The sequence below is a fragment of the Streptomyces sp. NPDC048295 genome, from assembly GCF_040652135.1.
In the GTDB taxonomy this organism is placed as follows: domain Bacteria; phylum Actinomycetota; class Actinomycetes; order Streptomycetales; family Streptomycetaceae; genus Streptomyces.
Window position 1 is genome coordinate 118,401 of sequence record NZ_JBEZLL010000025.1, and the last position, 19,776, is coordinate 138,176.

Genomic DNA, 19,776 nt, shown 5'->3' on the forward strand with positions numbered 1-19,776 from the left:
CCGGAACACCGACGGGCCACGTGCCGAAACGTCGTCCTGCCGCGTCACCGGGGGTGCCCCATCCGTTCCGTACGCAGCCTGCTGCCCGAACAGCGCGGCGAACTGTTGGCCCGGCACGAGGACGGTGCGGAACTGCACCATCTGGTGTGGCGGCTCGGGCCGGGGTGGCGGGTCTGTTCCAGCGCCGTGCTCGGCGGCGGCATCGGCCCGCGCGACTGGATCCTCAACGCCCAGGTCCCCGGCGGCTATCCGCGCCTGGACCCCGACCGCCACCTCGCCGAGATCGCCGCCGCCGAACATCTCACCGGCCCCGGCGCGGGGCTGATGACGGCGGCCGACGTCACCGCGTACACGGTCGCGGCCGACGAGGGTGCGACGGCGACCGCCACCTGCGGACTCGGCGTACGCGGCTGGGCCGCCGCCCCGGCCCCGGGCACGCCGGGGCCACCGCGCCCGGGCACCGTCAACATCGTCGTCACCCTTCCCGTGGCGCTCTCCGACGCCGCACTCGTCAACGCCGTCGCCACGGCCACCGAGGCCAAGGTCCAGGCGCTCCTGGACGCCGGCCTCGACTGCTCGGGCACCCCCACGGACGCCGTCTGCGTCGCCGCGCCCTGTCCGGGGCCCGCCCCCGCCGAACCCTTCGCGGGACCGCGCTCCCGCTGGGGCGCGCGACTCGCCAGGGCCGTGCACGCTGCCGTCCTCGAAGGCGCTCTCCGGCAATCCTGAGACTCCACAGTGCCGCGAGCCGACCCCGGCGCGGCCCACGAAGGGAGTCCCGCATGACATCGAACGCCGCCGACGCCGCCCCGCAGCAGCCGGTCGTCGCCGTTCTCGGTACCGGAATCATGGGATCGGCCATGGCCAGGAGCCTCCTGAGGGCCGGTCTGGACGTCCGCGCCTGGAACCGTACGCACTCCAAGGCGGCCCCGCTCGCCGCCGACGGCGCCACGGTCACGGAGACGGCGGAGGAGGCCGTACGCGGTGCCGATGTGGTCCTCACCATGCTCAACGACGGCCCCTCCGTCGCCGCCGCGCTCGCCGCCGCGGCCGGGGGACTGCACGCCGGTCAGGTCCTGGTCCAGAGCTCGACGGTCGGGCCCGAGGCCACCGTCGATCTCGCGCAGCGCACCGCGGACCTGGGCCCGGTCTATCTCGACGCACCGGTCGCAGGCACCAAACAGCCAGCGGAACAAGGCGCGTTGACCGTATTCGTCTCCGGTCCTTCCGCCGTCCGTGCGAAGGCCGAGCCCGTGCTGGACGCGATCGGGCAGCGCACGGTCTGGGTCGGTGAGGCCCCGGGAGCGGCCTCGCGGCTGAAGCTCGTGGTCAACACCTGGGTGATCACCCTGGTCAACAACATCGCGGAATGCCTCAACCTCGCGGAAGGCCTGGGCGTCGACCCGCAGACCTTCCTCGACCTCGTGAAGGGCGGCCCGCTGGACTCCGCCTATCTGCAGGGCAAGTCCGCCGCTGTCCTCTCCGGCGACCTCACCCCGAGCTTCACCCTGTCCACCGCGCTCAAGGACACCCGCCTCATCCTGGACGCCGCGCGGTCCTCGGGGGTGCGGCTGGACCTGGTCGCGGCGTCGGCCGACCGCTTCTCGCGCGCCGAGGCGGCGGGGCACGGCGACGAGGACATGATCGCCACCTACTACGCGGGCCGCGCCCCGCAGAAGAACGGAGACTGAGCCCGCCCGGCCCGGCGACCCGTCCTGATGCGGACGGGTGGCCGCCGGGCGGCCGGAGTCACTCCTCGACGAGCATCCCGCTGCGCAGCTTCCGCAGAATCCTGCTGATCAGCCGCGACACATGCATCTGCGAGATGCCGAGTTCCGCGCCGATCCGGGACTGTGTCATCTCCTGGCCGAAACGCATGTCGATGATGCGGCGCTCGCGAGCGTCCAGACAGCCCAGCAGCGGCGCGAGCGCATGCAGGTTCTCGACCGTCTCCATGGCGGGATCCGGACCGCCCAGGACATCGGCGAAGGTGCGTCCAGGGGCGTGCAGCCGCCCCGCATCCGACGGATCGGCCGGCATGTCCAGCGAGCCGGCCGCATACCCGTTGGACGCCACGATGCCCTCGTTGACCTCGTCCTCGCTCAGCCCCAGCTGCTCGGCCAGCTCCGGGACCGTGGGGTCGCGGTCCAGCTCCGTGACGAGCGACTCCTTGGTCCGGGCGATGTCGACCCGCAACTCCTGGAGCCGGCGCGGGACATGCACGGCCCAGGTGGTGTCGCGGAAGAATCGTTTGATCTCCCCGGTGATGTACGGGACCGCGAAGGAGGTGAACTCGACCTCGCGGGAAAGCTCGAACCGGTCGATGGCCTTGATCAGCCCGATGGTGCCGACCTGGACGATGTCCTCCATGTCGCCGCCGCCCCGGTTGCGGAACCGTCCGGCGGCGAACCGTACCAGCGAGAGGTTCATCTCGATGAGGGTGTTGCGCGCGTACTGATGGGCGGGGGTCCCCTCCTCCAGTGCCTGGAGGCGGGCGAAGAACAGCCTGGACAGTTCGCGCGCGTCGCACGGGGCGATCTTCCCCGCGTCCTCGATCCACGGCAGGCCGCCGGTGTCGCCGGCCGTCTCCGTGTTCCCGGCCGTCTCCGCGATTCCGGCGGGTACGGCGTCGGCCGCCGGGCCCACGCCGGTGCCGGCCGGTCCGTCCACCGGTGCCGGGCGGGCACTCTCCGCTCTCTGCGCAGTGCTGGTCCGCGCAGTGTGCGCCGTCATCTCGTCACGCTCCCCTGGTCGTAGCCCGTGAGGTGTATGCACCTGCCCCCGGAGGCGAATCCCATGCGGAAAAACGGAAGTTGATCAGGTCACACACGGCAGCTTTGGCCGGGAATCGCCGTGCCCCCGGCAGGGCCTTGCGGGCGGGCGCGCGGGAACCTGCGTGGGGAAAGCGGAATCACGCGTGGGGCATCGGGCCTGGGGCATCGCCCCTGGGGGCATCGCGCGTGGGACACCAGAACCGCCCCACCGGTACGGGGGAGCCCGGTGGGGCGGTCGCTCTCCAGACTGCCACAGCCGACAGGGCAATGGGGACCGACCGGCGCATATCCAGCGGTAGTTGAGTCGAAATCGACGCTGCCCGGACTTCGACGGAGCGCGTTCGGCCCTGCCGTCTTCGCAGGTCCGCAGGGGCGACCGTCACCGGTGGGCCATCATGTGATGCACGCAGGGTGTGGCCGAGGGGGGCACAGGTGATTTCCGAGCCGGAGATGGTGGACGAATTCGGTGCGGCCGGGGCGGGCGAGGTGATGGGCGACCTCGACGGCAGACCCGCGAAGGGGCCCCGGCAGCGCCGCCCGTGGTGGTGGGCGCTGGGCGGAGCCGCGCTGGCTTCGGCCGGGTGGGCGGGCGCGTTGTACCTGCATCCCGCCGACGACCCGGCGCCGGACCTGCACGGCTACCGGCTGGCCACGGACCCGTGCCCGGGTGTGCGGCTGAAGGCGATAGGTGCGGCGATAGCGCCGCAGGACGAGAACTCCAAGCTCGAACCGGAGCTCCTGAACGACCCGGTCCTGGACCGGGCGGAGTGCTTTCTCGCCCTCCGCTCACCGGCCGCGAAGGAGTCGGTCACGGGCGGCTGGTACACCGATTACTCCGTCGGTGTCACGGTGGCCCTGCACAAGAAGTCCGACCCGGCGGCCGAGTTCGAGGCGATGCGCGGGGTGACCGATTCCGGCATCGACGCCGATGCGAAGGTGGAGAAGGTCCCGAACCTCGGCGACAGCGCGTACCTGCTGACGCAGGACGAAGGGACCACGGAGCTGCGGGTACGGGAGGGCGGTGCGGTCTTCTCGCTGAGCCTCACCTCCTACACGCAGTTCAACAGTGACGACGGCGAGGTCCCGTCCGGCGACGGGCCGGAGACATCCGACCTGACCCCGTACCAGTCCGCGATGATCAGCGACATGCGTGACCTGATGAAAGGCCTCAAGCACTGACCCGGTCGGCTGGATCATTGCGGCCCGGTGAACACTCCACCCCCGGGGAATACACGCCCGGACGAGGGCCTTCCAGCTGCTGTGGCGACCGGTGACCGGGCCGGCCGCCGGTGCAGTGAACAGGAGAGAGGAAGCTCATGCCCAAGGCGTACGTGTTCACCCGCAACGGCGGACCGGAGGTGGAGGCCTTCATCGAGCAGGACGTGCCGGTGCCGGGCCCCGGGGAGCTCCTCGTCGCGGTCCGGGCCGCCGGGGTCAATCCGGTCGACTGGAAGCTGCGCGACGGATACGTCAGGCCCGGGAGCGAGCCGCAGTCCTTTCCCGCCGTCTTCGGCAGCGAGGCCGCCGGGGTCGTCGAGGGGATCGGCCCGGACGTCGAAGGGTTCGCGATCGGGGACGAGGTCTTCGGCAACCCGGTGACCGGCGGGTACGCCGAGTACACACTGCTGCCCGTCGCCGTCACCGCGCACAAGCCGGCCGGTCTGTCGTTCACCGACGCGGCGGTACTGCCGGTCGCGGCCGCCACCGCTTACGACGGCGTGCGTCAGCTCGGCCTCGCCCCCGGCACGACCCTGCTGATCACCGGGGCCGGAGGCGGTGTGGGGACGGCCGCGGTGCAACTCGCCCGGCGCGGCGGTGTCCATGTCATCGGCGTCGCGAGCGCGGCCAAGAAGGACTTCGTCGAGTCGCTCGGCGCAGTGCACATCGAGTCCGGTCCCGGACTTGCCGACCGGGTGCGGGCAGCCGCCCCCGACGGAGTGGACGCGGTCTTCGACCTGGCCGGCGGCGACACCCTGCGGGCCGTGGCTCCGCTGCTCGCGGCCCCGGCGGCCCTGATCAGTGCCGGGGGCAAGCCGCTGGCAGTGGAGCTCGGCGGGGCGCCCGTCGCGCGGGCCCGCACCGCGGCGGTCCTCGACGAGGTGGCGAACCTCGTCGTCACCGGGGTGCTGCGGACCCATGTGAACCGGGCCTACCCGCTCACCGGGGCGGGAGACGCGCTGCGCGCCGTGGAGGACGGACACTCACTCGGCAAGACCGTGATCGAGGTGGTCGCGTGAGCACGCCGCACACCAACGGCGGCGCACACCCGCTGGACAGCCCGGTCCGCGCCGCGCTGATCGGGCCGCACGCCCATTTCGCCGAGCGGCGCGGCCGGATCCTGCGCTACCCGGCGGACGTGGCCCCGTGGGTCGCGATCCCGGACGCGCCCCGGGCCGGGGACTGGGACGACGCGGCGGCGCTCGTCGGACCCGGCGGTGCCGTCACCATCACGGCCTTCCGTGAGCCGCCGCCGGACGACTGGGAGATCGTCTTCCGGGCCGATGGCGTCCAGCTCGTCGACACCGGGGTCGAGACGGCACCCTTCCCCGAGGCCGTACGGCTCGGACCGGCCGATGTGCCCGAGATGCTCGCCCTGGTCGAGCGCACCCGGCCGGGGCCGTTCCTGCCCCGCACCGTCGAGCTCGGCACCTATCTCGGGGTGCGGCGCGAGGGGGTGCTGGTCGCCATGGCCGGTGAACGGCTGCACCTGCCGGGCTGGACCGAGATCAGCGCCGTCTGCACCGACGAGTCCGTGCGCGGTCAGGGACTCGGTACCCGGCTGGTGCGCGCGGTCGCCCACGAGATCCGGCAGCGCGGCGAAACACCGTTCCTGCACGCCGCCGCCTCCAACACGAACGCCGTCCGGCTCTACGAGTCCCTGGGCTTCGCGCTCCGCCGACGGACCTCCTTCCTCTCGGCTCTCGTCCCGCAGCCGCTGTCGTCGCGTCTGCCCGCTCCCGGCGGTGTCCGTGAGGCCGGCCCGGTGGCCGTGCGCTGACCCGCGGCTTTTCGGGACCTTCGGCGTGGCCCCAGAGGCCGTAAGACTCGTGTGCCGCCCCCTCGGAGCCGTGTGCACTGGAACCGAACGCCGGCACCGGGCCGGCAGGTCCCGGGAGGAGCGGCCGTGACGATCGGGCTTCGGCGCCGACGTGCGACAGGTGGAGCGGCGCTGCCCGGGGCGGACGCGGGAGAGGCGGCCGTTCACGCGCCACGGGTCGGGAACCCCGCGTTGTTCGGCGGACTGGCCCTGCTCACGGGCCTGGTCGTCCTGCTGGACCTCCGGACCGGTGAGGACCTGCGCCTCGTGCCGCTGCTGGTGGTAGTGCCCGCACTCGTCTCGGTCTTCGGCACGATCCGGCAGACGGTCGGCGTGTCCACCCTGGTCATGATCGTCGTCGTCGGTTCGCACCTGGTGTACGGCGGCACGTTCTGGGACATCACCACCGGCGTGATCGTCACGGTGCTGGCCTGCTGCCTGGGTATCGGCGCCTGCGCGCTGCGGATCCGCCATGCCCTGCAGATAGCCCGGCTGCGCTCCGCCGCCGGCGCGCTCCAGCGCCAGATCCTGCGCCCGCTGCCCATCCTGACCGACCAGGTCCTCGCCCACGGCATCTACGCGCCGATCGAGGAGGACCGCCTGGTCGGCGGCGACATCTACGAGGTCGTCCAGTCGCCCTACGGCACCCGGGTGATCATCGGGGATGTCCAGGGCAAGGGGCTCGCCGCGATCGGGGCGGGTTTCGCCGTGCTCGGAGCGTTCCGGGAGGCGGCCATCCGCGAGCCCTCGCTGACGGGTGTGGTCGACGCCCTGGAGGACGCGGTCGCCAGGCACAACGTCTTCTCCGCCCAGACCGGGGAGACCGAACGCTTCGTCACCGCCCTGGTGCTCGGCTTCGACGGGAGCGACCGCGTCGAGGCCGTCAACTGCGGCCATCTGTCGCCACGGCTGCTGCACGACGGCGCGGCCGCTGCCGTTCCGCTGAGCCGCACCTCCGTTCCGCTGGGCCTGGCGGAACTCAGCGGCGAGGCGCGGGCCGCCGAGTGGCTGGGCTTCCCGCCGGGTGCCACGCTGCTGATCTGCACCGACGGGGTCACCGAGGCGCGCGACGCGTCCGGTGCCTTCTACCCGCTGGACTCTCGGCTGGGCCGCTGGGCCGAGCGGGCTCCGTACGAGGTGCTGGAGGCGCTCAACGCCGATCTCGACTCCTTCTCCGGAGGCGTGCGGCGCGACGACATCGCCGCGCTCGCCCTGCGCCGGACAACGGTTGGCGGCCTCGACCGGCCCATGGCCGCCGACCACGGCGCACGCCGGGCGGCCGAGACGTTCAGCGGCAGGTGAGCCGGGACGTTCAGCGGCCGGCCGCAAGACACCGAAGGCCATCCGACACCGATCCGATGTCCCGTCGAGACTTATGTCGCGGCGGGACATTTTTGGGTGTACGGTGCACTTATGAATCCGGAACGGAAGACCCCGGAGCGGCGGAGCCGCAAGGCCCGCAGGACCCGGGACACCCTGGCGCAGGCCGCGTTCGAGCTCGTACTCGACCGAGGTCTGAAGCATGTGACGGTCGAGGAGATCGCGGAACGCGCGGACGTCGACCGGCGCACCTTCAGCCGGTACTTCACGAGCAAGGAAGCCGCGGTCCTGGACTCGCTCCGGGGCGACGGCGACCGGATCAACGACGCCCTGCGGGCCCGCCCCGCCGACGAGCCACCGCTGATCGCCTACCGCAGGGCCGTCTTCGACTGGCTCGAGGACCCCGGTGTGCTCGCCTGGCACCGGCGCGAGCGGATCTTCGACCTGCTGGTCCTCGCCGAACAGGAGCCGACCCTCTACGCGGCGTTCCACCACATCCGGGTGGATGCCCAGGAGGACTCGGTCGCCATCGTCGCCGACCGGCTCGGGGTCGACCCGCGACGGGACATCCGCCCCGCCGTCACGGTCGCCGCGGGCGCCGGGGCACTCCTCGCGGCCCAGGCGGCCTGGGTACGCGCCGGGCAGCCGGACGACCTGCCCCGACTCATCGGGCAGGCCTTCGACGCCCTCGCCGGGGAGGTGCTCGCGCGGCCTCCCGCCGGGCAGGCGCCGCACAGCACCACGGAAGGAAGCACAGAGTCATGAGCACCACCCCCACCCCCGTCGACCAGGAGTTCGCCGGCAGGACCGCCCTCGTCACCGGCGGCGCCTCCGGTATCGGACTGGCCCTGGCCCACCGTCTGGCCACCGCCGGCGCGTCCGTCGTCGTGGCCGACTACGACGAGGCCGCCGCACGCAAGGCGGTCGCGGACCTGGAGAGCACCGGTGCCAAGGCCGCCGCCGTGGCCATGGACGTGACCGACCCCGCCTCCGTCGAAGCGGGTGTGCGCTTCGCCGTCGACACCTTCGGCGCCCTGCACCTCGCCGTCAACAACGCCGGCATCGGCGGCCCCAGCAACCCCACCGGCGAGTACGCCGTCGAGGACTGGAACCGGGTCGTCGCCACCAACCTCAGCGGCGTCTTCTACTCGATGCGCTACGAGCTTCCCGCCATCGTCGCGGCGGGCGGCGGAGCCGTCGTCAACATGTCGTCGATCCTCGGTACCAACGGCTTCGCCGGTTCGCCCGCCTACGTGGCCGCCAAGCACGGCGTCGTCGGCCTCACCAAGACGGCGGCCCTCGAATACGCGGCGCACAACGTCCGCGTCAACGCCGTCGGTCCCGGCTTCATCGACACGCCGTTGCTGCGCAACACCGACAGCGTGGCCCGCGACCACCTCATCTCGCTACACCCGGCAGGCCGCCTCGGCAAGGCGGAGGAGGTCGCCGAACTCGCCGCCTTCCTGCTCTCGGACCGGGCCTCCTTCATCCACGGCAGCTACCACCTGGTGGACGGCGGCTACTCCGCCTCCTGAGCGGCGGACGGGGGAACGGGGGCGAGCAACGGAACGAAGAACGTGAGGAGAACTCCATGAAGGCCGTCCAGTACCGCACCGTGGGCGCAGCACCCGAGGTCGTCACCGTGCCCGACCCGGAGCCCGGCCCCGGTCAGGTGATGCTGAAGGTCACCGCCGCGGGTGTCTGCCACTCCGACATCGCCGTGATGAGCTGGCCCGCGGAGCAGATCCCGTTCCCGCTGCCGCTCACCCTCGGCCATGAGGGCGTGGGCACCGTCGCCGCCCTCGGTGACGGCGTGAGCGGGCTCTCGGTCGGCGATTCCGTCGCGGTCTACGGCCCCTGGGGCTGCGGCACGTGCGTCAAGTGCGCCGAGGGCAAGGAGAACTACTGCCTGCGGGCCAAGGAACTCGGCATCACTCCGCCCGGACTCGGCTCGCCGGGCGCCATGGCCGAGTACATGATCGTCGACGACCCGCGCCACCTGGTGCCGCTCGGAGGCCTCGACCCGGTCCAGGCCGTGCCGCTCACCGACGCGGGCCTGACCCCCTACCACGCGATCAAGCGGTCGCTGCCCAAGCTCGTACCGGGCGCCACCGCCGTGGTCATCGGTACCGGCGGTCTGGGCCATGTCGCGATCCAGCTGCTGCGCGCCATGACCGCCGTCCGGGTCATCGCGCTCGACGTCGCCGAGGACAAGCTCGCCCTCGCCCGTGCCGTCGGCGCCCACGAGACCGTCCTGTCGGACAAGGACGCCGCGGCGAAGGTCCGGGAACTCACCGGCGGGACCGGTGCGCAGGTCGTCCTCGACTTCGTCGGAGCGCCGCCCACCGTCGCCACCGCCGGGGCCGCGGCCGCCATCGACTCCGACGTCACGATCGTCGGCCTCGGCGGCGGTGCGCTGCCGGTCGGCTTCGGCTCCCTGCCGTACAACACGACGGTGACCTCCCCATACTGGGGCTCGCGCTCCGAACTCGCCGAGGTGCTCGACCTCGCCCGCTCGGGATCGGTCGAGGTCCACGTGGAGACGTACACCCTGGACGAGGCGCCGCTGGCGTACGAGCGACTGCACCACGGCAAGATCAACGGCCGCGCGGTCATCCTCCCCAACGGCTGACCGGGTACTCGGCCGCCGACCGGCTCCCCACGGCCGGCCGCGGTCTCCTTCTCACGGCCTTGCGGGCCGTCGCACCGGGCGGCGGCCCGCATCGTCATACCCGCGACCGATGCGCACCGTGCCGCGCGCGGAGAGACTGGACGGATGGAATTCGTCGCGCTGATGACATTGCCCGGACTGGTGATCGGGCTGACCGCGGTCGCCTTTCTCGATCAGCTGATGCTGCGCGCGGGGCGGGCCGGTCTGCTGCCCTGGCGCAACGGCGCGCGGCAGGGGCAGGTGTCGGCGACGGGGTTCGAGCAGCTGCACGCGAGCTTCTCGCCGGGGAAGCAGAGCGAGCTCAAGGAACGCCGGAGCGCCCTGCTGATGCGTGACGACGAGGAGGACGGCGCGCCGCCCCACCGCTCCACCGTCGATCTCGACGGCGGCCGCGCCGTCATCCGCCTGCCCGGCGGCGCGGGCCGGTAACGCGCTCTCCGCGTGCCCCTCACGCCCCTCGCGCCGAGGGGCGTGAACAGGGCGGGCCGTTCATCGGGCCGACCGCCGGAGTGCCGCGGCTCACCGTGCCGCCACCAGCGGACGCAGCGGGGTGTCGCGCAGCCGGGTCACCGCCGGGGCGCAGCGCCGTGCCGCGACCGTCAGCGGCCAGGCGACGAGTGCGCCGGTCACCAGACCGATCAGCACATCGTGGGGGTAGTGCACACCGATCCACACCCGGGAGGCGGCCATCAGCACGGCGGCGGGCACCGCGATCGCGCCGAGCCGGCGGTCGGTCAGCCAGATCGCCGTCGCCGCGGCCGCAGCGATGGCGGCGTGGTTGCTGGGGAAGGACCAGTCGCCGAGCGCCGGGCACGCCTCCACCGTCACGACATGGAGGGTCTGGCACGGTCGTTGCTCGTGGAAGAGCGACTTCACCAGGTCGTTGGCGAGATAGGCGGCCACCACGACGAGCGGGGTGCAGAGCGCCATGGCGGTGCGGGCGGGATCGGCGGAGCGCGAGCGCCACCAGGAGGCGAGCATCAGCAGGGCGAACAGGGCGAGCCCGTAGTCCGACCAGGCGCGGACCACGGAGTCCAGGGCGGTGGGGGAGCGCTGGGCCAGCTCGGTGATCCAGGTGTACAGGTCACCGTCGACCGAGGTGGCGGCGGAGGCGAGCGGCATCAGATGTTTTCCTCTTCGGCGGTGCGCCGGCCCCGGGAGCGGAGCAGTTCGGCGGCGAGCGGGACGAGGGAGACCACGACCACGAGGGCGACGATCGGCAGCAGATAGCGGTCGACGTTCGGCACCGAGGACCCCAGCGCGTAACCCGCCAGGACCAGACCGACCGTCCAGACCACTCCGCCGACCACCTGCCAGAGCGTGAACAGCCCGGCCGGGACGTTGAGCGCCCCGGCCAGCGGGTTGAGTACCGTGCGCACGACGGGCACGAAGCGGGCCAGCACGATCGCCCGCGCGTGGCCGTACCTGCCGAGCAGCTCCTCGGCGCGGGCGGCGCCCTCGTGCAGCCGTTTGGCGCGGCTGCGGGCGAGCAGGGCGCGGCCGCCCCGCCGGCCGATCCAGTAGCCTGCCTGGGCGCCCAGCAGCGCGCCGGCCACGGCGGCGATCAGGACCTGCGGCAACGACAGCCGCACCGGTCCGTGGGTGCCGGACACACAGAGAAGGCCCGCCGTGAACAGCAGGGAATCGCCGGGGAGGAAGAAGCCGACGAGCAGCCCCGTCTCGGCGAAGAGCACGACGGCGATGCCGAGCGCGCCGAACGCTCCGAGCAGTGACCCCGCATCCAGCAGGTTCACCGCCTGTGGCGCGGACGCCAGTGAGAATACGGACACGGTGGAGGGTCTCCCATAATGGTGAGCGGGCGGCCCCACGGAACGCCCGGACTGACTACAGTGACGTAGACGGTCTACATCACTGTAGACGCCCGTAGGGGGAGGAGAGTTCCCATGTCCCAGGTGAAGGGGATATCGAGCGGAGAGCCCGGCCCCCGCCCGCACGGCGATCCGGCCTCCGTACCGACGCCGGAAGCCGCCCCGAGGCTTCCGGCACCGTCACCCGCAGCGTCGGAACGCCGGCCCGCCGGCGAGCTGGAGTCCGCGATCCTGGCGGCGCTGTGGGCGGCCGGGACACCGCTCACCCCGGGTCAGGTCCAGGGCGCCATCGGCGCCGGACTCGCCCGCACCACCGTGACGACGATCCTGTCCCGCCTGTACGAGAAGGGCACGGTCGTCCGCACCCGGGCGGGGCGCGGATTCGCCTACACACCCACCGAGGACGCACCCGGGCTGACCGCCCGCCGCATGCACAGCGAACTACGGAAGCAGGAGGACCGCAGCACCGTCCTCGCCCGGTTCGTGTCACAGCTCACCGACGAGGACGAGCAACTGCTCCGGGAACTGCTCGACGGAGAAACCACGTGATCTACGCCGTCTGGGTGCCGCTGCTGATGCCGTTCCTCGCGGTGCCCGCAGCCCGCCGCCTCGCGGACGCGCTGTCGCCGGTGCGCGCCGTACGGCTGCTCGCCGCGACGGGCGCCGGCCTCGCCCTGTGCAGCGTCCTCGCCCTGATCCTGCTCGTGGTGCCCGGCGCGACCCGGTTCTCCGCGGTCTGGGCCGTCGGCGAACTCGTCGGACCGCTCTCCGACGCCGCCCCGGCCGTCGCCGTGCCCCTGGCCGCCGCCGCACTCGCCCTCCTCGTCGGCTGCGCGGCCGCCGTCGTCCGCGCCGCCCGCCGCCACTGGACGGAGCTGTGCCGGGCCGGACGGTCCGACGGGCACCCGGGGGGCGAGCTGGCCGTCCTGCGCGACAGCCGCCCCGACGCCTACGCGCTGCCCGGCCGCCCCGGGACGCCCGGCCGGATCGTCGTCACCACGGGAATGCTGCGCGCCCTCGACCCCGTCGAACGCGACGCGCTGCTGGCACACGAGCGCGCCCATCTCAAGGGCCGTCACCACCTGTTCATCGCCGCCGCCGAGGCCGCCGCGCTCTGCCACCCGGCGCTGCGCTCGCTGCGCGCCCCCCTGGGCTACGCCCTGGAACGCTGCGCCGACGAGGCGGCCGCCTCCGCCGTCGGAGACCGGCGGATCGCCGCCCGCGCCATCGGCCGGGCCGCCCTCGCCGCCCGCGCCGCCGAAGGCGCTCCGCAGCCCCGCCCACGGGTGGCGCTCGCCGCCGCGGCCGGGCCCGTACCGCGCCGTGTCGCCGCACTGCTCGGCCGCAGCACCGCACGGCCCCGCGTCGGCCGTGCCGCGGCCGCGGCCCTGCTGGCCTGCCTGGTCGTCTCCGGCGCCGCCGCGCTCGACGCGACGAGCGATCTGCACAACAGCATCGAGGCGGCACAGGGCGAGAACGCACACCACTGACAGCGCACACCACTGACCGGCCGGCCCGGCGCCCGGTCGTCCGACGGCCCGCTCAGGACCCCTCCCGAGCGGGCGTCCCCCGCCCGTCCGCCAGGCGTTCCCGCAGCCGGTCGAGGAAGACCCGCTGCCCCGTGACGAGCCGCTCCGCCGCCTCCCGGGGCGTGCACCAGGCGAACCGGTCGACCTCCGGGAACTCCCGCAGCACACCCGACCCCCTCGGCCATTCCATGGTGAACGACCCGGGGACCGCCGACGCTGCATCGAGATCCGCCTCCAGCGCCCACACCGTCACGGTCTTGCCGCCGGACTGACGCGCCTCGCCCAGCGCCACCCACCCACCGTCCGGCACCGGATGCCCGAACTCCTCCGCGAACTCACGGCGGGCGGCGGCCGCCGGCTCCTCCTCGGGGCCGTACTCCCCCTTGGGGATCGACCAGGCCGCACTCTCGCGCCTCGCCCAGAACGGGCCGCCCATGTGCCCGATGAGCACCTCGAAACCGGCCTCGCCCGACCGCCGGAACAGGAGAAGGCCCGCGCTGCGCCTGGCGCGCTGCTGAGATGGCATGCCGTCAAGTCTGCGTCCGGCCGGAGCACACAGCCGCGGACGACACCCCTTTCACGGTGATCAATGCCGTCATCGGGCCGACGCGTCCTGTTCGCCGTGAGGTTCCCGACGCCCCCTGGTGCGCGGTGGCGCGCGCGGACATGCTGTCCGCCGACAGCGCCGTGGCCCGGCCGGGCCACGCAACCATCCAAATCCCAGGAGGACTTGTGGGCCCTGGCACAGTCGGCAGGACAACCGCACCGCGCGGGAGGGCTGCGCGAGGAAACCGGACGATCGCACGCCCGCTCGTGCTGCTCGCGACGGTGTCCGCTCTGACCGTCGGCGCGATCGCTCCCGCACTCGCCGATCCGACCTCCGATCCACGCCCCCACACCCCCGCCGAGATCCTCAGACCGGTCGCCCCGCCCCCCGCGAGCAACGCGGCGGCACCCCGTTCGGTCATGGACGGCGACGGCATCGAGACCGCGCGCACGTCCCGCCCGATCGCCCCGGGGATCCGTCTCAGCTCGTACGACCGGCTGGAGTCCGACAAGTGGCTGCGGGTGGACAACCTCTCGGTCGACCTCGCCGGCAGCGGCGTACGCGCCGACTACCTCTCCTCCGGCAAGGTCTCCGAGCGGCACACCGTCTCCGAACTGGCCGCCGCACACGACGCGGGCCGCGGCCGCCGCACCGTCGCCGCGATCAACGCCGACTTCTTCGACATCAACCAGACCGGCGCGCCGGAGGGGATCGGCATCGAGGACGGCGCCACCGTCCAGTCGCCCGCCCCAGGGATCAACCGGGCCGTCGGCATAGGCCCCGACAGCGCGGGCCGCATCCTGAACCTGTACTTCGAGGGAACGCTCACCCTGCCCGCCGGGCAGCGGCCGCTCGCCGCGTACAACGCGGCCAATGTGCCGCCCGGCCACGTGGGCGCGTACACCTCGGCCTGGGGAACCGCCGACCGGGCCCTGACCGTCGACAACGCGACCCCGGTCGCCGAAGCGGTGGTACGGGACGGCAAGGTCGTCTCCGTCTCCCACGCCCCCGGATCGGGGGCCGTCCCCGACGGCACCACCGTCCTGGTCGGCCGTGAGGCCGGAGCCGCCGCACTCGACGCCCTGAAGCCCGGCGACCCGGTGTCCCTGACCTACCGGGCCCGGACCGACGGCGGGGCCGTGCCGCGCACCGCCGTCGGCGGCCGGGAACTCCTCGTCGTCGACGGAGTCGCGCAGAACCACGACGGCGAGGGCAACAACACCGCCGCGCCCCGCACCGCCGTCGGATTCTCCGAGGACGGCCGGACCATGCAGATCCTCACCGTCGACGGACGGCAGGCCGACAGCGGCGGCGTCACCCTCACCGAACTCGCCCTGATGATGAAGCGCGCCGGTTCCCACAGCGCACTCAACCTGGACGGCGGCGGCTCCTCGACCCTCGTCGCCCGTGCACCCGGCAGCAACACCCTCCAGGTGGAGAACAGCCCGTCCGACGGCAGCGAGCGCACCGTCCCCAACGGCCTCGCCGTCACCGCCCCCGACGGCAGCGGACGGCTGAAGGGCTACTGGGTCCAGCCCCGTACGCCGGCCGGTTTCGCGCCGGGCCTCGACCCCGTCAGGGGCGGCCACCCCGACCGGGTCTTCCCCGGCCTCACCCGGCGCCTCACCGCGACCGGATACGATGAGACGTACGGCCCGGCGCAGGGCACCCCGCGCTGGCGCACCGCACGGGGCTCCGTCGGCACGGTCGACAGCCACGGGCTCTTCACCGCACGCCGCAGCGGCACCACCGACGTACGTGCCGAACACGGAACGGCGCGCGGGAGCACGTCCCTCACCGTCCTCGACAAGCTGGACCGGATCCAGCCCACCACCCAGCGGGTGGGCCTCGCCGACGCCGGGGCCACCGGCACCTTCGGCATCGTCGGGCTCGACGCCCACGGCGCCGGCGCCCCCGTCGAGCCGCGCGACATCGCGCTCGACTACGACCACACCCTCTTCGACATCCGCGACGACGGCCAGGGCTCCTTCAGCGTCGTCTCGCGCACCGGCTCCGGCGCCGGACGGATCAAGGCGACCGTGGCCGGAACCAGCACCGTCCTCGCCGTCAGCGTCGGCCTCAGCGAGCAGGCCGTCTCCTCCTTCGACGACGCCGGGTCCTGGAAGTTCAGCCAGGCCCGCGCGGACGGATCGCTCGCCGCCACGCCCGACGGCCACACCGGCACCGGACTGAAGCTCACCTACGACTTCACCCGGTCCACCGCCACCCGCGCCGCCTACGCCGCCCCGCCCCAGCCGGTCGCCGTGCCCGGACAGCCCCAGTCGTTCAAGCTGTGGATCAAGGGCGACGGCCAGGGCGCCTGGCCGACCCTGCACCTCAAGGACGCGGCCGGATCCGACCAGCTGCTGCGCGGACCGTACGTCACCTGGACGGGCTGGCGGCAGATCACCTTCGCGGTGCCGCCCGGCGCCGCCATGCCCCTCTCCGTGTCCCGCTTCTACCTCGCGGAGACCGGGGCGGCCAAGCAGTACACGGGTGAGATCGTGATGGACGACCTCACCGCCCAGGTGCCCCCCACCGTCGACCTGCCCGAACAGTCCGAGTCCGCCGACCCGTTGATCGACCCGGCGGCCGTGACCGGGCGCAGGGACTGGCGGTTCGCGGTGATGTCCGACGCCCAGTTCGTCGCCCGTGACCCGGACAGCGCGATCGTCGCCCAGGCACGGCGCACCCTGCGCGAGATCAAGGCGGCGGCCCCGGACCTCCTGGTCGTCAACGGAGACCTCGTCGACGAGGGATCGCCCGCGGACCTGGCCTTCGCCCGCCGCATCCTCACCGAGGAACTCGGCGACTCACTGCCCTGGTACTACGTCCCGGGCAACCACGAGGTGATGGGCGGCAGGATCGACAACTTCATCACCGAATTCGGTCCCGCCCAGCGGACGTTCGACCACAAGGGCACCCGCTTCGTCACCCTCGACACGTCGAGCCTCAGCCTGCGCGGCGGCGGCTTCGCCCAGATCCAGCAGCTCCGTGCCCAGCTGGACGCGGCGGCGAAGGACCGCACCATCGACTCGCTCATGCTGATCGAGCACGTGCCGCCGCGCGACCCCACCGTGCAGAAGGGCAGCCAGCTCGGGGACCGCAAGGAGGCGGCCCTGGTCGAACAGTGGCTCGCCGAATTCCGCCGTACGACGGGCAAGGGCGCGGCCTTCATCGGCAGCCACGTGGGGGTCTTCCACGCCTCGCACGTCGACGGGGTGCCATATCTGATCAACGGCAACTCCGGCAAGGCACCGGCCGGGCCCGCGGACGACGGCGGCTTCACCGGCTGGTCGCTGGTCGGCGCCGACCGCGTCACCGACGGAGCGCAGGCCGCCGCACGGCAGCGGCCGTGGCAGGGCGGGCCCGACTGGGTCTCCGTACAGACCCGCGCGCATGTGGACGCGCTGACGATCGACGCGCCCGCGGTGCTGGGCACCGGAGCCCGTACGAAGGTCACCGCGACCGTCACCCAGGGGTCCCGCAGCGTCCCGGTCGGCTTCCCGCTGGCCGCGGACTGGACCGGCTCCCCGAACGTCCACATCGGCGACCGCGGCGGCGCCCGCCACCGCGACACGGCGGTGCTCGACCCGTCCACCGGCACCCTCACCGCATTGCGGCCGGGCACCATCACCCTCGCCGTGACCGTCAACGGCACGACACAGCAGACCCGGATCAGGATCGCGGCGGCCGGGTCCGCGCCGGCGGCCTGACAGGCCGAGAACCGGTCCGGCCCGGGTGGCCGGGCAAGCGACGGGGCCGCCCGCACCACGCATCGGTGCGGGCGGCCCCCGCTCGCCTACACCTTGCGGTACCCGTACGCCTCCGACGCCGCTGCCTCCACCGCCGCGATGTCGCCGCCCGCCGACGCGGTCACCACCGCGGCCACGGCGCCCTCCACGAACGGCGCGTCCACCAGCCGCGAGCCGTCCGGCAACTCGTCGCCCTCGGCGAGCATCGACTTGACCGTGAGCACCGCGCTGCCCAGATCGACCAGCAGCGCGACGCCCGCGCCGCCGTCCACGGACCTGGCGGCCTCGGCGATCAGCTCCGAACTCGTGCCGAGACCACCCGCGGGGGTGCCACCTGCGGCGGCCACCGGAGCCGTGGCGCCTCCCGCGGCAAGGCCCCTGGCCAGCTCCGCGACGGACTCGGCCACCGGTCCGCTGTGCGAGACCAGCACGATTCCGACCTGCTTCACGTCGCTCATGCCCCGCTCCCGTCCGCCGCTCCGGTCTCGGCCAGCGCGGCGATCAACAGGGCCGAGGACGTCGCCCCGGGATCCTGATGGCCGATGCTGCGCTCACCCAGATAGCTCGCCCTGCCCTTGCGGGCCAGTATCGGCACCGTGGCCAGCGCCCCCGCCTCGGCCGCCTCCCGGGCCGCCCCGAAGGAGGTGCCGAGCGTCTCGGCGGCCGGCAGCAGCGCGTCGAGCATCGTCTTGTCCCCGGCCTGCGCCCCACCGAGCTGTGCCACAGCCGCGACGCCCACCCCGAGCGCCTCCGCCAACTGTTGCGGGGTCACGGCGGGGGCATCGCCCAGGGCCTTTCCCGTACGCCGCAGCAGCGTCCCGTACAACGGGCCCGAAGCACCGCCGACCGTCGAGATCAACTGCCGTCCGGCCAGCATCAGTACGGCCCCTGGAGTCTGCGGCGGCTCCTCGCCCAGGGCCGCGGTCACCGCGGCGAACCCGCGCTGCATATTGCTCCCGTGATCGGCGTCCCCGATCGCGGAGTCGAGGTCCGTGAGATGGTCCGCCTCACGGCTCACCAGGGCCGCGGCCGTGGTCATCCAACGATGGAAGAAGTCGGCGTCGAGCACATGATCTCCTTGTCGCTCCAGCATGACGGGGTGCGGTACCGGCGGCTCAACGGCCCCAGCGCAGCGCCGGCGTCTCCACCGGCGCGTCCCAGAGCCGCAGCAGCTCCTCGTCCACCTGGCAGAGCGTCACCGAGCAGCCCGCCATGTCGAGCGAGGTCACGTAGTTCCCCACGAGCGTACGAGCTGCCACGACGCCCCGCTCGGACAGCACCCGCTGGACCTCGGCATTGAACCCGTACAGCTCCAGCAGCGGCGTTGCGCCCATGCCGTTGACCAGCACGATCACCGGTCCGGTCGGCTGCAGGTCGTCCAGCACCGCGTCCACCGCGAAGTCCGCGATCTCCCGCGAGGTCATCATCGGCCGCCGTTCCCGCCCCGGCTCGCCGTGAATGCCGATGCCGAGCTCCAGCTCACCCGGCGGCAGATCGAACGTGGGGGAGCCCTTGGCCGGTGTGGTGACGGCGCCGAGTGCCACCCCGAAACTCCGCGACGCCTCGTTCACCCGCCGGGCGACGGCCGCCACCCGCTCCAGCGGGGCGCCCTCGTCGGCCGCAGCCCCGGCGATCTTCTCGACGAACAGGGTGGCGCCCGTACCCCGCCGCCCAGCGGTGAAGAGGCTGTCGGTCACCGCCACGTCGTCATTGACCAGTACCTGGGTGACCTGCAGGCCCTCGTCCTCGGCGAGCTCCGCGGCCATCTCGAAGTTCAGCACGTCACCCGTGTAGTTCTTGACGACGAACAGCACCCCCGCCCCGCTGTCGACCGCGGCGGCCGCCCGCACCATCTGATCCGGCACGGGCGAGGTGAACACCTCGCCGGGGCAGGCCGCGGAGAGCATCCCGGGCCCGACGAACCCCGCGTGCAACGGCTCGTGCCCGGAACCGCCGCCGGAGACCAGCGCCACCTTCCCGGCCACCGGCGCGTCACGTCGTACGACGACACGGTTCTCGACATCCACGGTCAGCTCGGGATGAGCGGCGGCCATACCGCGCAGTCCGTCCGCGACAACGGTTTCGGGGACGTTGATCAGCATCTTCAACGGTATCTCCTAGGCAGAGTAGCAGGTGGGTCGTTGCCCTGCGTTTTCGCTGTTCAGAGTGGGTATGGGTAGTTCGTGATCTTGGCTGTTCGTGGCGGTCGTGAGCGGGTTCTGGCGGTACTGATGCTGACTTAACGCTGACTTTGGTGACGGGTCATCAGGATGCCGGATGGCCGGGTGGTCTCGGCTGACCTGTTCCTGTCGGC

Annotated in this window: 20 protein-coding genes; 13 read left to right on the top strand and 7 right to left on the bottom strand. The window is 72.9% G+C overall.

Features of this window, described 5'->3' with window-relative positions; genetic code table 11:
• The first annotated feature begins 78 nt into the window (after positions 1 to 78).
• Positions 79 to 729: an adenosylcobinamide amidohydrolase gene (locus AB0D53_RS30900; RefSeq protein ID WP_362452422.1), complete on the top strand. Its 651-nt coding sequence runs from the start codon at positions 79 to 81 to the stop codon at positions 727 to 729.
• Positions 730 to 782: 53 nt separating this feature from the next.
• Positions 783 to 1,691 carry an NAD(P)-dependent oxidoreductase gene (locus tag AB0D53_RS30905; protein ID WP_362452377.1) on the top strand — a complete coding sequence of 303 codons (909 nt, stop codon included), beginning with the start codon at positions 783 to 785 and terminating at the stop codon, positions 1,689 to 1,691.
• Between the two features lie 58 nt (positions 1,692 to 1,749).
• Here the strand turns inward: AB0D53_RS30905 and AB0D53_RS30910 are convergent, their stop codons facing one another.
• Complete coding sequence (locus AB0D53_RS30910; RefSeq protein ID WP_362452378.1) at positions 1,750 to 2,733, bottom strand: RNA polymerase sigma factor SigF; 984 nt, start codon at positions 2,731 to 2,733, stop codon at positions 1,750 to 1,752.
• Between the two features lie 473 nt (positions 2,734 to 3,206).
• Between AB0D53_RS30910 and AB0D53_RS30915 the strand changes: the two genes are divergently transcribed.
• The 8 genes from AB0D53_RS30915 (at position 3,207) to AB0D53_RS30950 (ending at position 10,231) form a co-directional block, all read left to right on the top strand.
• Positions 3,207 to 3,953 carry a hypothetical protein gene (locus AB0D53_RS30915; RefSeq protein WP_362452380.1) on the top strand — a complete coding sequence of 249 codons (747 nt, stop codon included), beginning with the start codon at positions 3,207 to 3,209 and terminating at the stop codon, positions 3,951 to 3,953.
• 137 nt (positions 3,954 to 4,090) lie between these two features.
• Complete coding sequence (locus AB0D53_RS30920) at positions 4,091 to 5,011, top strand: NADP-dependent oxidoreductase (protein WP_362452381.1); 921 nt, start codon at positions 4,091 to 4,093, stop codon at positions 5,009 to 5,011.
• Complete coding sequence (locus tag AB0D53_RS30925; protein WP_362452382.1) at positions 5,008 to 5,772, top strand: GNAT family N-acetyltransferase; 765 nt, start codon at positions 5,008 to 5,010, stop codon at positions 5,770 to 5,772. Before AB0D53_RS30920 ends, AB0D53_RS30925 begins: the two co-directional genes overlap by 4 nt.
• Before the next feature lie 126 nt (positions 5,773 to 5,898).
• Positions 5,899 to 7,113: a PP2C family protein-serine/threonine phosphatase gene (locus AB0D53_RS30930; protein ID WP_362452383.1), complete on the top strand. Its 1,215-nt coding sequence runs from the start codon at positions 5,899 to 5,901 to the stop codon at positions 7,111 to 7,113.
• 111 nt (positions 7,114 to 7,224) lie between these two features.
• Positions 7,225 to 7,896 carry a TetR family transcriptional regulator gene (locus AB0D53_RS30935; protein WP_362452384.1) on the top strand — a complete coding sequence of 224 codons (672 nt, stop codon included), beginning with the start codon at positions 7,225 to 7,227 and terminating at the stop codon, positions 7,894 to 7,896.
• Positions 7,893 to 8,666 carry an SDR family NAD(P)-dependent oxidoreductase gene (locus AB0D53_RS30940; protein ID WP_362452386.1) on the top strand — a complete coding sequence of 258 codons (774 nt, stop codon included), beginning with the start codon at positions 7,893 to 7,895 and terminating at the stop codon, positions 8,664 to 8,666. The genes AB0D53_RS30935 and AB0D53_RS30940 overlap by 4 nt, the downstream gene beginning before the upstream one ends.
• A gap of 56 nt (positions 8,667 to 8,722) precedes the next feature.
• Complete coding sequence (locus AB0D53_RS30945) at positions 8,723 to 9,763, top strand: NAD(P)-dependent alcohol dehydrogenase (protein WP_362452387.1); 1,041 nt, start codon at positions 8,723 to 8,725, stop codon at positions 9,761 to 9,763.
• A gap of 144 nt (positions 9,764 to 9,907) precedes the next feature.
• Positions 9,908 to 10,231 carry a DUF6191 domain-containing protein gene (locus AB0D53_RS30950; RefSeq protein WP_362452388.1) on the top strand — a complete coding sequence of 108 codons (324 nt, stop codon included), beginning with the start codon at positions 9,908 to 9,910 and terminating at the stop codon, positions 10,229 to 10,231.
• A gap of 90 nt (positions 10,232 to 10,321) precedes the next feature.
• On the opposite strand, the gene AB0D53_RS30955 is transcribed toward AB0D53_RS30950, so the two are convergent.
• Both AB0D53_RS30955 and AB0D53_RS30960 read right to left on the bottom strand, forming a co-directional pair.
• Positions 10,322 to 10,924, bottom strand: a complete 603-nt coding sequence (locus AB0D53_RS30955; protein WP_362452389.1) for a phosphatase PAP2 family protein — start codon at positions 10,922 to 10,924, stop codon at positions 10,322 to 10,324.
• Positions 10,924 to 11,592, bottom strand: coding sequence for a DedA family protein (locus AB0D53_RS30960; RefSeq protein ID WP_362452391.1), 669 nt, complete (start codon positions 11,590 to 11,592; stop codon positions 10,924 to 10,926). Before AB0D53_RS30960 ends, AB0D53_RS30955 begins: the two co-directional genes overlap by 1 nt.
• Positions 11,593 to 11,847: 255 nt before the next feature.
• Here AB0D53_RS30960 and AB0D53_RS30965 point away from each other — a divergent pair, with 255 nt between their 5' ends.
• Entirely contained in the window at positions 11,848 to 12,180 is a 333-nt protein-coding gene (locus AB0D53_RS30965; RefSeq protein ID WP_362452423.1) for a BlaI/MecI/CopY family transcriptional regulator, read from the top strand.
• A complete protein-coding gene (locus tag AB0D53_RS30970) occupies positions 12,177 to 13,121 on the top strand; it encodes a M56 family metallopeptidase (RefSeq protein WP_362452392.1) in 945 nt (314 codons plus the stop codon). Before AB0D53_RS30965 ends, AB0D53_RS30970 begins: the two co-directional genes overlap by 4 nt.
• Before the next feature lie 52 nt (positions 13,122 to 13,173).
• On the opposite strand, the gene AB0D53_RS30975 is transcribed toward AB0D53_RS30970, so the two are convergent.
• The gene (locus tag AB0D53_RS30975) at positions 13,174 to 13,686 is read right to left on the bottom strand and encodes an NUDIX domain-containing protein (protein ID WP_362452393.1); all 513 of its coding nucleotides are present in this window, start codon (positions 13,684 to 13,686) and stop codon (positions 13,174 to 13,176) included.
• A gap of 290 nt (positions 13,687 to 13,976) precedes the next feature.
• Here AB0D53_RS30975 and AB0D53_RS30980 point away from each other — a divergent pair, with 290 nt between their 5' ends.
• Complete coding sequence (locus AB0D53_RS30980) at positions 13,977 to 17,423, top strand: phosphodiester glycosidase family protein (RefSeq protein WP_362452424.1); 3,447 nt, start codon at positions 13,977 to 13,979, stop codon at positions 17,421 to 17,423.
• An 86-nt stretch (positions 17,424 to 17,509) separates the two neighbouring features.
• Here AB0D53_RS30980 and AB0D53_RS30985 read toward each other — a convergent pair whose 3' ends face one another.
• From AB0D53_RS30985 to dhaK, 3 genes are read right to left on the bottom strand one after another with little or no spacing between them, the layout of a single operon-like run.
• A complete protein-coding gene (locus AB0D53_RS30985) occupies positions 17,510 to 17,920 on the bottom strand; it encodes a PTS fructose transporter subunit IIA (RefSeq protein ID WP_362452395.1) in 411 nt (136 codons plus the stop codon).
• The gene (gene dhaL, locus AB0D53_RS30990; protein WP_362452396.1) at positions 17,917 to 18,531 is read right to left on the bottom strand and encodes a dihydroxyacetone kinase subunit DhaL; all 615 of its coding nucleotides are present in this window, start codon (positions 18,529 to 18,531) and stop codon (positions 17,917 to 17,919) included. The genes AB0D53_RS30985 and dhaL overlap by 4 nt, the downstream gene beginning before the upstream one ends.
• A 46-nt stretch (positions 18,532 to 18,577) precedes the next feature.
• Complete coding sequence (gene dhaK / locus AB0D53_RS30995; RefSeq protein WP_362452397.1) at positions 18,578 to 19,570, bottom strand: dihydroxyacetone kinase subunit DhaK; 993 nt, start codon at positions 19,568 to 19,570, stop codon at positions 18,578 to 18,580.
• Between the last annotated feature and the right edge of the window lie 206 nt (positions 19,571 to 19,776).

Coding starts and splice junctions, on each gene's coding strand:
- AB0D53_RS30955 (WP_362452389.1), bottom strand. CDS start 10,924: ATGCCGCTCGCCTCCGCCGCCACCTCGGTCGACGGTGACCTGTACACC.
- AB0D53_RS30945 (WP_362452387.1), top strand. CDS start 8,723: ATGAAGGCCGTCCAGTACCGCACCGTGGGCGCAGCACCCGAGGTCGTC.
- AB0D53_RS30935 (WP_362452384.1), top strand. CDS start 7,225: ATGAATCCGGAACGGAAGACCCCGGAGCGGCGGAGCCGCAAGGCCCGC.
- AB0D53_RS30985 (WP_362452395.1), bottom strand. CDS start 17,920: ATGAGCGACGTGAAGCAGGTCGGAATCGTGCTGGTCTCGCACAGCGGA.
- AB0D53_RS30910 (WP_362452378.1), bottom strand. CDS start 2,733: ATGACGGCGCACACTGCGCGGACCAGCACTGCGCAGAGAGCGGAGAGT.
- AB0D53_RS30940 (WP_362452386.1), top strand. CDS start 7,893: ATGAGCACCACCCCCACCCCCGTCGACCAGGAGTTCGCCGGCAGGACC.
- AB0D53_RS30905 (WP_362452377.1), top strand. CDS start 783: ATGACATCGAACGCCGCCGACGCCGCCCCGCAGCAGCCGGTCGTCGCC.
- AB0D53_RS30975 (WP_362452393.1), bottom strand. CDS start 13,686: ATGCCATCTCAGCAGCGCGCCAGGCGCAGCGCGGGCCTTCTCCTGTTC.
- AB0D53_RS30920 (WP_362452381.1), top strand. CDS start 4,091: ATGCCCAAGGCGTACGTGTTCACCCGCAACGGCGGACCGGAGGTGGAG.
- AB0D53_RS30950 (WP_362452388.1), top strand. CDS start 9,908: ATGGAATTCGTCGCGCTGATGACATTGCCCGGACTGGTGATCGGGCTG.